The sequence below is a fragment of the Ruegeria sp. BE3 genome, assembly GCF_056538865.1.
This window is the reverse complement of record NZ_JBQFTW010000008.1, coordinates 150,928-160,066: the sequence shown is the minus strand read 5'-3', so window position 1 is coordinate 160,066 and position 9,139 is coordinate 150,928. Positions and strand designations below refer to the sequence as shown.

The window sequence follows — 9,139 nt, the reverse complement described above, 5'->3', positions numbered from 1 at the left end:
CAGCAGTTTGTCCAGTGGGCTGAGGTGGGACCTGACCAGGAACTGCGACTGGTATTTGGTTTGGTGTTGCGGTGGGCACAAGTGGCGGCACCGCTGTTGGGCCGGTGGGTTGAGGCGGAACCTGGCCAGGGACAGCTATCGGCACTTGATTAGGAGTCGCAGTCGGAACTTGCGGCGGCACATTAGCCAATGGCGGAACCTGATTGGGAACGGCTGTCGGAACCCGGTTTGGTGTCGGATTTGGCACTAAGGGCGGAGCTAAGGTCGGCGCTACGACGGGCGTTGGAACTTGACCCGGAACTGCTATTGGCGTTGCGATAGGAACGCGACCCGGAATTGCATTCGGGACCGCGACCGGCGCAAGGACAGGCACAGCAACGGATGTGGGCGTTTGCGGCGTTCCCCTTGGTGGCAACTGATTTGCCACCGGCTGCGTTGGACCGGTAATTTGATTGCCTACCCCTTGCCCACCGGCCTGCCCACATCCTTGGCTCGACTGGTGCGGATTCCCTACGCCACGGCACCACCCGAAATGATGTCCCTGTGCGACGACCTGCGTAGCGGCCAGTTCTGCAAACAAACAAGCTGCGGCAATTAAAGCAATGCGGTTCCGTTTCATAACATCCTCACCAACTTGTTGTTAGAGCAAGATACGCGCCAGGATCGCCAGAGTCAGTCAACGGACCGTCTCTCAAAGGGACACCGACATATCCGGACAGGAATAAGTTTTGCTTAAACTCAATGTCCAAACCCAGACCTGTCGAGGCCAGTGTAGCATTATCAACTTCAAAACTCGCTGGGTCATTGTTCGAGATGTAGCCCACGTCGAAAAAGACAAAAGGCGTTAAGCGATGAATGCTTTGGGAACTTGGAAAGTAAGAGTGAGACACTTCGAAAATCGCGGAAATCCCGGAATCACCATCCACTTCGTCAAACCGATATCCACGCAAAGCATAACGATCACCAAGGAAGTACTCCTCGACCGAGGGCAGCCGGTCGGTTGTGTACTGCCCCCAAATCTCAGTGCGCCAAGCTGTGTTGGGCGACAAGCTCGTTAGCGGGCTTTCGTACCCGATGCCGCCCCGCAGATGCCAGAACGAAGAGTCTCCGTCGTCAAAATTCGCGTCTGTCGTGTCATTGTCATTGTCGCCAAAAGACAAGGTTAGCCCCGCTTCCAGAGCTTGTCCTTTTGGATAGTTTTGCCCGTAAAGATACGTAAGGCCAACGACACTCGCGTCACTGGACAATGGAACGCCACCACTGACTGAGTCCGCTTCGGAAAGGCGATAATCTAACAGAAGATACCCATAGCGGGCCACGTCGCGGATCACGGGGTAACCCAACGCGACGGTGAAGTTCTCGCCATCAACATCTGTTCTTGCAAAATCACCCGAGAGGTCACGTTTTGCGTTTATGTTCCCGTAGAAAATCTCACCGTACAGACCATTGCTGTTCAGCGGCGTGCGATAGGTAACAGCGCCCCACAATGAGTGTTCGTCGTCTTTGTCCCAATTGTAGTTGCCTGACCCCTCAAATCGCAGCAAATCCCCGACGGTCAGCGTCGAATAAAACTCTTGTACGACATAGAAACTGAGCGCTTCTCCAAGCTCACGCGGAGGGTTGTCGAGTGTCGCACTGCCGGCTTGTTTTCGCAAAGGCTCTCCCAATACCCTCAGCCGAGCACCAGCCTGATCCGGGTAATCAAGTTCGGTCGACACGTCCAAGTCGGGTATGTCCTCGGCTAGCATAACCGCCCGCTCAAATCGTTTGAGAGTTATTGGATATGCGGTGGTGAGGGGCTGAAAAATCTTCTCTAGTGTTTTGAACGTGCGAGTATCTACGCCTTCAATTTCGATGGTTTGAATGCGCCCTTCATCAACAACTATGCTCTGCCCATCGGGACCAGGCCACGCCTCAGCCAAGAAGTAGCCGTCTTCTCGGTAGATCTGAGTGATCGTTGATGCGACCTCCACCGCTGTAATGCGCCCTGATCGATCAAAGGCCAACTGACCGGCAAAAGTTAACAGCTCATCCGCATCATACACCGTTACGCCGCTGACCGAGTGCTGGGATGCGATGTCCCAGGTTTGGGCAATGCTACTTCTTGGAACTGATGCAGTGGCCACAAGAGTGCAAATGATCGCAAAAACAACTGATCTGAATACGCGCATTTTTGACAACCTTAAAGTGACTGAGCATGTTGAAGTCCAATGTTATTATGTGGTTCGCATGTGTGAACCTGACGCTACTCGAATGTATTGATGGGTGATGTTTTTAAGAAACACAGTGAACAGAACGCAGATTTACTTATTACGCCGCACATACGACGGCGCTGAATTACACAAACCGGCTTTTCAACAAGTTAGAGTAGAGAACTAGTAGGACAGTCCTCACAATTCCGGTTGCTCAAAAACATAAAGCCGCGATTTCTTGGCATCGTCTGTTAGGACATAGAGAAGCCCTTTGGTCTCATCGAGAGCGATTCCTTCGGGATGTTTAACTTCCTTTTGTTTGCCATCTTCTGTGAACGTCAAACTGATAGACTTTACGGACTTGGACTCTGGATTGTAGACGAAGATTTGACGGCCTTTGTCACTTACAATCCAAAGAGAACGTGAGGACGGGGACCATGCTAGGCCGCTCAAATCCAGTTCATCATCATCTACACGCTCGGAGATAAAACCTGCATCGCGGGCTAAAGGAATGATCTCAACAATTTCGTCTAGCGCTGGTGATACGACCATTAACAACCTTGGTTGTCCTTCAATGCCAATGAAGACCCGCCCCGATTCCGGGTCAACAGCGATACCTTCGGGTCCCTTGTTTAATGGGTTGCCAACGAGTAATTCAGCGGCGGCCGAGTAACCTTTAAGAGATGTGAGAGGTATTGTTGTCAATTGAATGGGTTCGGTTGGGTGAACGACTAGAATTGATCGGTCAGTTTCCTGAAGCACCAAAACAGACCCATCCTTTCGAGGTGCAACACCCTCCAAATCTGATCCTGCCAATGCTGGCAACTTGAAAGAGTTTCCTAATACCCCGTCGACTCTGAGTAGGTGCAGTTTAGGTTCGGCATCACTTACAGACCACAAGAAGCCTTCAGCGTTAGACATTGCCAAACCGGAAGGCTCTGAAAATCCCTCTGATTTGTCTGCCACCTTGAATTTATCGACCAGAACCAAACCAGCACTTTCGGCGTAGGCAAAATTGGTCCAAGGCAAGAAGGCTGCCGCAACCGAGCTGGCCGTAAAAGCGAGTCGTCTAAGTTTGCAGAAACACCGTGAAATTTCAGCTTTTGACGAAAACACTCTGTTTTCTGTCATTGGATTCTCTCGCGCTTGGACCACATCCCTGTATCAGCGTTCGTATCACAGTCCGGATACGATGTCCGAAGAATGCACTGTAATCTCTTTACCTGATCCCGCCTGTTGCGATTGAATTGAATAGGGCACGATGTGCCTTTGGTTAAGCGTAAGCCTTTGGCGTGAGCAGGGAGGAAGACAAGTTGAATACGACCCTCACATTTGTGACCGTGTTGTTGATGCTGCTGTTGCCAGGTGCTGCGGTGTCACAAGTCGACCCTGCGACGATGCTGGCCGGGGCTTCGGGGTCGGAAATCGTTATCGAACGCCGGTGGACGCAGTTTCGTGGCAAACAGGAACTGTATTTCTTTACTCTCGATGTGATCGTCACGATCATTCTGGCTGGCTTGATCGTATATCATCCGGTGAGACGTAAAGCCCGTAGAAGCGTCCGCGACATAGTTATGCCAAGGCTTTTCTTCCTGTATGCGCTTATCGGCATGGCGGTTGGTTTCCTGGTGGTTCAGCACGGGTCAATGATCGGTTTCGTTATCTTTGGTATCGGAGCGTTGCTCAGGTTCCGCTCCAATCTCGATGATCCGGTGGACACTGTCGAAATGATAATCGTGACTGTTCTTGGTCTTGCGGTCGGTTTGGGCTTGCCGCTGATGGCCACACTAGTGGCGGTTGTTTGTTGGTGTTTCATTTGGCTCGGAGGGCGAAACAAGGGTGTGGAAATTTCGCTCAAAGCTTCGGACGAAGAGCACTCATTGAAAGTCACCGGAGCCATTGAAGCCATGGCCACAGAGGCTGGCTGGAAGCTGGTCAGAAAACACCACGTCCCCGGAAAATCTCGGGTTTCATTGCTTTTCATCACCTCGGGTGGACTGACGGAAGCCCGGATCGAAGAGATGATAAATGATCTGGTCCCTGAAAAAGTCGAACTGAAACTCAACCTCTAGTCATTTCACAAGGTCTAAGCGTTTCAACACCGCATTCGGGGATCTGATCTCTTTCGGGAGCGACTTGAAGTTTACCGACCTTTCGAAGTCAGGGCCTCGATATACGGCTATCTCAAACTCTCCGTTCGGCTGGAACGTAACATGAGTGAAGCTGTGAGGTGATCTGGCGCTATCGCCAATAAGCCGCCGCGGACCACCTCCCAAACAAGCTTGAGAGACATAAGCCACACCGTCTTTCCAACCGGGGTAGAAGGCATGATGGTGGCCTGAAAGATGCAGAACAACACCGCTTTCCAGATAGATTTTTTCAAGTGTTGGGTCACCGATGATTTCGCGTTCGCGCTGGATCGCGAACGGCCAAAGTGGGAGGTGACTGAAAGTGACAATCGGGTCTCCGTCTGCACCCAATTCCTGTAACCGGTCCTGCTGGTCACCGGATAGGGGTCCTAGGGTCGTTGCATCCAAAGACGCAAACGTAATGCCCTGCATCTCAAATGCGTAGAAGAACGGGTAGTCATCTGAAACCAGGAAGTCGACGCCTGGTTTTCTCGGCGTCCATTCCTCTGCGTATATTTTCCTTTCACGCTCGAACCCTCGGTAGGCGGAGGCATCATGGTTTCCAGGTGTGACCGCAAATGGAATGCCGGCAGCCTCTAATGGATCTGATACGACCTCGTGAAACGCATTCCACATATCCCTGACCTGTTTGTCGGACAAGTTGGGAATGCGCTGTCCCGCAACCATATCTCCGGTCGAAATAACCAGATCTGGATCAAACTCGATTATGCGCTCAATCGCCTTGTCGACGCGGGCATCGTATCTTACCGAACCATAGCTTCCATTCAGATCCGATATGACGATGACATCCAATGCCGCCGCTTTGCAGGCGAGCAGAGCGGTCCAAATACACACCGCAATAAGAGCAGAACACCTACGGTACATAACAGTCCACAGCCTCTACCTCGGTGCCGTTTCTCAAAAAGAATGCGACAGGATCCAAGTCGAACATCAAATCGCCATTTGAGCAATTGCTCTGGAGAATGGACGTTGCCAGCGCAGTATTTTTGACAACTTGTGCAATCTGACTGTCTGACAAACCAAAGCTTTGCGATAGCCAGTCATAGACTGGGCCTTGGGATTGAAGGTCACTATTCAATGCAACCAAGCGCCGATACGTGCTTGGAGAGAAGTGGCGAATTTTCTCCAGCATTTGAGTAGATTTCGCGAAGTTGGCGTATTCGACACGCCCACCAGCATCGTTGTCGTTTAGATTGCTGCGACGGATCAATAATGCGTCGTCGGGAACGTCTCCATCGTTTGGCTCATGGTGCTTGGCTTTCTTATGCTTCAGCTTTCCGTCTTCGACCCAATACCAATAGGGTGTGAAGTCTATGTTTCCTACGCGGTCCTGCTGGCTAAAGATGAAATCGAGGAGTACAATCTCGGTAAGTTCTTGCATCCAAAATGCCATCTGTTGGTCGCTGACATCGGGACCGAGATCCTTGTTGATCATCCGGTCTCTTCGACCTTCTCCAACGCCCTCTACAATGGCCTCTGGCAAGGGTTTTGAAGAACGCAAAGCCAAGAAAGCAGGAGTTTCCTGAAAATCGCGGTTCTGACCTTTCCCCCAACCAGATTTACGGGTGCCGTTGATTTCCGAGCCGTATCGATGCCCAGGGCTATCAAGCAGCGCACCGTATATTTGCGTTCGATCTGCGGTGAACAGATCGTCGGTTGGCTGGTACGAGTTCGGGTCGGCATCCGCAGCCGCGAAGACCCGCCAGCCTTCGTGGTTCATGCGCCCACCATGAGAGCCGCCAGAAATCGCAAGGCCGGGCTCTGCGACCTCGGAAAAGTGCGCCTGGGCGTCCATGCTACGCCAAACGGCGACTGGAACTTTTACAGTCGTGTCGAAATATCTGGAGAAATGATAGTAAAGCAGCGACGAGGTGGAAAAGGTTCCACTGGTGCCCTTTTGGTTCATGGTGGATTTGAATTTGGCCACCCTGTCCTTGGCCAGATCTTTCGCCGCCTTCCCCTCTTTGCAAGCGTTTCTCTCGAACTCAGTACGGTTCCCTGTGTAGGGTCCTTCCGAAATATCGTACACGGCCATTCCTGGGCTGGTACTCCAGGTTTTTGGGCAAATAGCAATTTCGGAGGCATAGAAATCGATCTCGCAATAGGCCGTTTCTTCCTCAAGATCGCTTTTCTTATACTCGCCCGTTGAAACTTTTTCGATCCGAATACAGCGTTCAGTAACGCCGTTGGGACTATCAAATGTCGTGGCTTCACCGAGGACATCGTCGTTCGCCCACAAGACGGTGGGTGCAATGAAAGCAAGTGACCCCAGAAGAATGAACTTCATTTGGATAGTTCTCCCAATATCATTTGGGGCAAATCGCTGCCTGTTGTTCGGTAGAGATCTTCAAATTGGGGTCGACACTGAAGTTGGAGAACTTTGAGTCAATCCACTGGTCACACCCGCCTGAACATGGGGCCCCGTTTCGGGCCTCATTCCAATATTCCTTGGCCCTTTCTTCTGTCCAACCGCAAAACTGAACGAGCGCCATCGCCGACAATGCACCTGAGGAATGAACGCCCCACATGCAGTGCACCAGAACAGGGCCCTTTCCAGGGTTTTGAATCACCTCGTGTATGGACGCCATGACAGCACTGGGTCGGGAGGATCTGGCGCTTTGATAGTCGAAAGATCCGTTTCCGCAACTTGTGCGGCCGTATTCGGTGTTCTTGCCGAAGTCTGCGTAAAACCCGGTTGAAAACCCTTCATCGCAAAGGGTCTCGCGTTGAACTTTACTCAGACCCGTTCGATCCTTGTCGCCGCCTTTGAAACCAGAGCGATACAATACTCCGCTTAAGACTGGGCGAAAGAAAGCGACGCCATCAACACCTCCGTCGCCACCCTTTGAAAGCATTTGACTGTTGCTTGGGCCACCGTTTCGACTGGTTACGTCAGAATTCGCCGCGGTTGCCAGAGCACCAATGAATATGAGGGACGTCAAAAACCGCATGCCAGCTCCTTTCTATTTTTCAGCCTGTTATGCTCAAACTCTTCCTACTTGGTAATCTATTGGAGCGGCTCATTCTCAACAGCCGTATCAAGTGCGGGATAGACTTTCCGACCTGAAGCTTTAAATCGGCCACACCAGATTGATGATAAAGACGACCACGAAGTAGGCCAGAAAAACTTTCCAGTTCCATTGGTGTTTGCTTTCTTCGTTGATCACGCCGGACGACTTCAATGCCAGGTTTGTGACAATCAGAGCGACAACGATGACCGCCGCATGTGCCAGATCAAAATGCAAACTTAAGCTCCCTTTTGCAGATGTTTGATTTATGAAAAATGTGTCAGCAGTCACCTGATGGCAGCATAGCTACATCTGAGTACCTTCCCTCAGATGTCGTGATCCGAGCACATGCACCAGTATCCGTGTTAAACCAGTACGAGGTGAGCCCTTCGCTTCGGATGAGTTCAAATCCGAGACTCTGGATGCCCATTTCAGCCTGTCCCGCTCTTGCCCCTTCAAATGACGAAAGATCGCTAGAGCTGCCCACAGTTGGTGCACTTGCATCCACTGATCCGCCACTCTCGTCGCATGCTGCAAGCGCAGTAATACACGTCGTGCCGATCACCAATAGGACCTTGGGATTCATCTGTGTTTCCCTCGCTTTTTTGGACTTGCGTTCCAGGGTTTCTGATTGATCACCTATTCAATTCCGAAAATTACGTTGTAGTCGACGGAAGAGTTGCTGCGATTGATAACTTCCACAACATGATCACCGGATTGCCAAAGCTGTCCTCGATACTCCTTGTCCGCCGACATCAATCCCAACAGTTCAGAACCATCGGGGTTACGAATGACGTAGTCCAAGGAGCCATTTCGCGGAGCAACGCGGACGTAAAGGAACTGTTCGTTCTTTGCACCGAGAAGGTATTGCTGCGACGCTCCGGGCGCGAGTTGGCCGACAAGTTCGGCGCCAGTGGAACCGACATCGAATTTGACACGCTGGCTACCGGTAGAACCGGCGACGCCTGCAATGGCTCCACCGCCATCATCCATCGCCTCGACAACCGACATCTCTCCAATGCTTCCATCCTTGTACGCGATGCAGCGCCAAAGTGTTCCACCTGCATCTCGTAGCATGACGAGCGTACCTGCTTCCGAGAACTCTGAGCTTTCTATCGTACCTGATTGACCGTCTGGTCCTCCAACCTGCCGTAATTGGTCGATACACGCGTCATCGGCTTCTGACATTGCAAAAGCAGCAGTGCCCGCGATTGCGAACATGGGAGTGAGGAGTTTGAGTAAAACGAGTTTCATCAGATGGTTCCCTGTTGGCTTGTCCTTACAGTTTTGTTCCGTACTAAGCGGAACCTCACTTTGCATCCCTCAACTTTGATAGAAACTCATCGCATGCCTGTGCGCTGCCGACGACCTCGTCTGTCGTTTCAATTCCTTGCAGTGATGCCATCTCGGAATTTACGCGATTGAGGATCTGATCCGCTTGCTCGGGGGTGATCAGGTTCTCTGCTTGTGCTCCTTTCAATGTGGTGCAGACACCGGCGGACAAGCCTGTCGCAACGCCGACACCCACTGCGGCCCCGCCACCTAAGGTCATCGCCCCAACCACGCCGAGGACGAGCCCGATCACAATACCCAAGATCACTTTTCCCATGTTTTCCTCCCTTTTGGTGAGAATAAGCGCGGCTTTCACTACCGGCGCAAACCATGTGCCCATCTGCAAATCAAGACCAGCGCTAACAGGTTGAGCACCGGTGCGAGCGCCGCGAACCACGGTTTGGCCGACTCTGAGATCGAGTCCGCTACAAGTATCCAAGGTAGTCCCAACGGCAGA

General features: G+C 51.8%; 9 protein-coding genes. 1 reads left to right on the top strand and 8 read right to left on the bottom strand.

What is annotated here, in order from left to right:
• Nucleotides 1-626: 626 nt before the first annotated feature.
• Together ACR0AZ_RS17160 and ACR0AZ_RS17155 are read right to left on the bottom strand one after the other, a co-directional pair.
• On the bottom strand, nucleotides 627-2,171 hold the full coding sequence (locus ACR0AZ_RS17160; protein ID WP_480473272.1) for a ShlB/FhaC/HecB family hemolysin secretion/activation protein: 1,545 nt from the start codon (nucleotides 2,169-2,171) through the stop codon (nucleotides 627-629).
• A 219-nt stretch (nucleotides 2,172-2,390) separates the two neighbouring features.
• Nucleotides 2,391-3,323, bottom strand: coding sequence for an SdiA-regulated domain-containing protein (locus tag ACR0AZ_RS17155; RefSeq protein WP_170790473.1), 933 nt, complete (start codon nucleotides 3,321-3,323; stop codon nucleotides 2,391-2,393).
• A gap of 212 nt (nucleotides 3,324-3,535) precedes the next feature.
• On the opposite strand from ACR0AZ_RS17155, the gene ACR0AZ_RS17150 reads away from it, so the two are divergent.
• Nucleotides 3,536-4,264 (top strand): DUF4956 domain-containing protein, encoded by a 729-nt coding sequence (locus ACR0AZ_RS17150; protein WP_480473274.1) that lies wholly within the window; start codon nucleotides 3,536-3,538, stop codon nucleotides 4,262-4,264.
• On the opposite strand, the gene ACR0AZ_RS17145 is transcribed toward ACR0AZ_RS17150, so the two are convergent.
• The 6 genes from ACR0AZ_RS17145 to ACR0AZ_RS17120 all read right to left on the bottom strand — a co-directional run bounded on the left by ACR0AZ_RS17145 (nucleotide 4,265) and on the right by ACR0AZ_RS17120 (nucleotide 9,022).
• Nucleotides 4,265-5,134 (bottom strand): metallophosphoesterase family protein, encoded by an 870-nt coding sequence (locus tag ACR0AZ_RS17145; RefSeq protein WP_170790474.1) that lies wholly within the window; start codon nucleotides 5,132-5,134, stop codon nucleotides 4,265-4,267.
• Between the two features lie 61 nt (nucleotides 5,135-5,195).
• Entirely contained in the window at nucleotides 5,196-6,629 is a 1,434-nt protein-coding gene (locus tag ACR0AZ_RS17140) for a hypothetical protein (RefSeq protein WP_171728199.1), read from the bottom strand.
• A gap of 19 nt (nucleotides 6,630-6,648) precedes the next feature.
• Nucleotides 6,649-7,293: a protein-tyrosine phosphatase family protein gene (locus ACR0AZ_RS17135; RefSeq protein WP_170493941.1), complete on the bottom strand. Its 645-nt coding sequence runs from the start codon at nucleotides 7,291-7,293 to the stop codon at nucleotides 6,649-6,651.
• A 120-nt stretch (nucleotides 7,294-7,413) separates the two neighbouring features.
• On the bottom strand, nucleotides 7,414-7,587 hold the full coding sequence (locus ACR0AZ_RS17130; RefSeq protein WP_170493938.1) for a hypothetical protein: 174 nt from the start codon (nucleotides 7,585-7,587) through the stop codon (nucleotides 7,414-7,416).
• 402 nt (nucleotides 7,588-7,989) lie between these two features.
• Complete coding sequence (locus tag ACR0AZ_RS17125) at nucleotides 7,990-8,604, bottom strand: hypothetical protein (protein ID WP_171728198.1); 615 nt, start codon at nucleotides 8,602-8,604, stop codon at nucleotides 7,990-7,992.
• A 55-nt stretch (nucleotides 8,605-8,659) separates the two neighbouring features.
• On the bottom strand, nucleotides 8,660-9,022 hold the full coding sequence (locus ACR0AZ_RS17120; RefSeq protein WP_170790053.1) for a hypothetical protein: 363 nt from the start codon (nucleotides 9,020-9,022) through the stop codon (nucleotides 8,660-8,662).
• Nucleotides 9,023-9,139 lie beyond the last annotated feature (117 nt).

What these genes read in the sequence shown, in the direction of transcription:
- ACR0AZ_RS17160 (WP_480473272.1), bottom strand. Translation starts at nt 2,171, where the DNA reads ATGCGCGTATTCAGATCAGTTGTTTTTGCGATCATTTGCACTCTTGTG.
- ACR0AZ_RS17155 (WP_170790473.1), bottom strand. Translation starts at nt 3,323, where the DNA reads ATGACAGAAAACAGAGTGTTTTCGTCAAAAGCTGAAATTTCACGGTGT.
- ACR0AZ_RS17140 (WP_171728199.1), bottom strand. Translation starts at nt 6,629, where the DNA reads ATGAAGTTCATTCTTCTGGGGTCACTTGCTTTCATTGCACCCACCGTC.
- ACR0AZ_RS17135 (WP_170493941.1), bottom strand. Translation starts at nt 7,293, where the DNA reads ATGCGGTTTTTGACGTCCCTCATATTCATTGGTGCTCTGGCAACCGCG.
- ACR0AZ_RS17125 (WP_171728198.1), bottom strand. Translation starts at nt 8,604, where the DNA reads ATGAAACTCGTTTTACTCAAACTCCTCACTCCCATGTTCGCAATCGCG.
- ACR0AZ_RS17120 (WP_170790053.1), bottom strand. Translation starts at nt 9,022, where the DNA reads ATGGGCACATGGTTTGCGCCGGTAGTGAAAGCCGCGCTTATTCTCACC.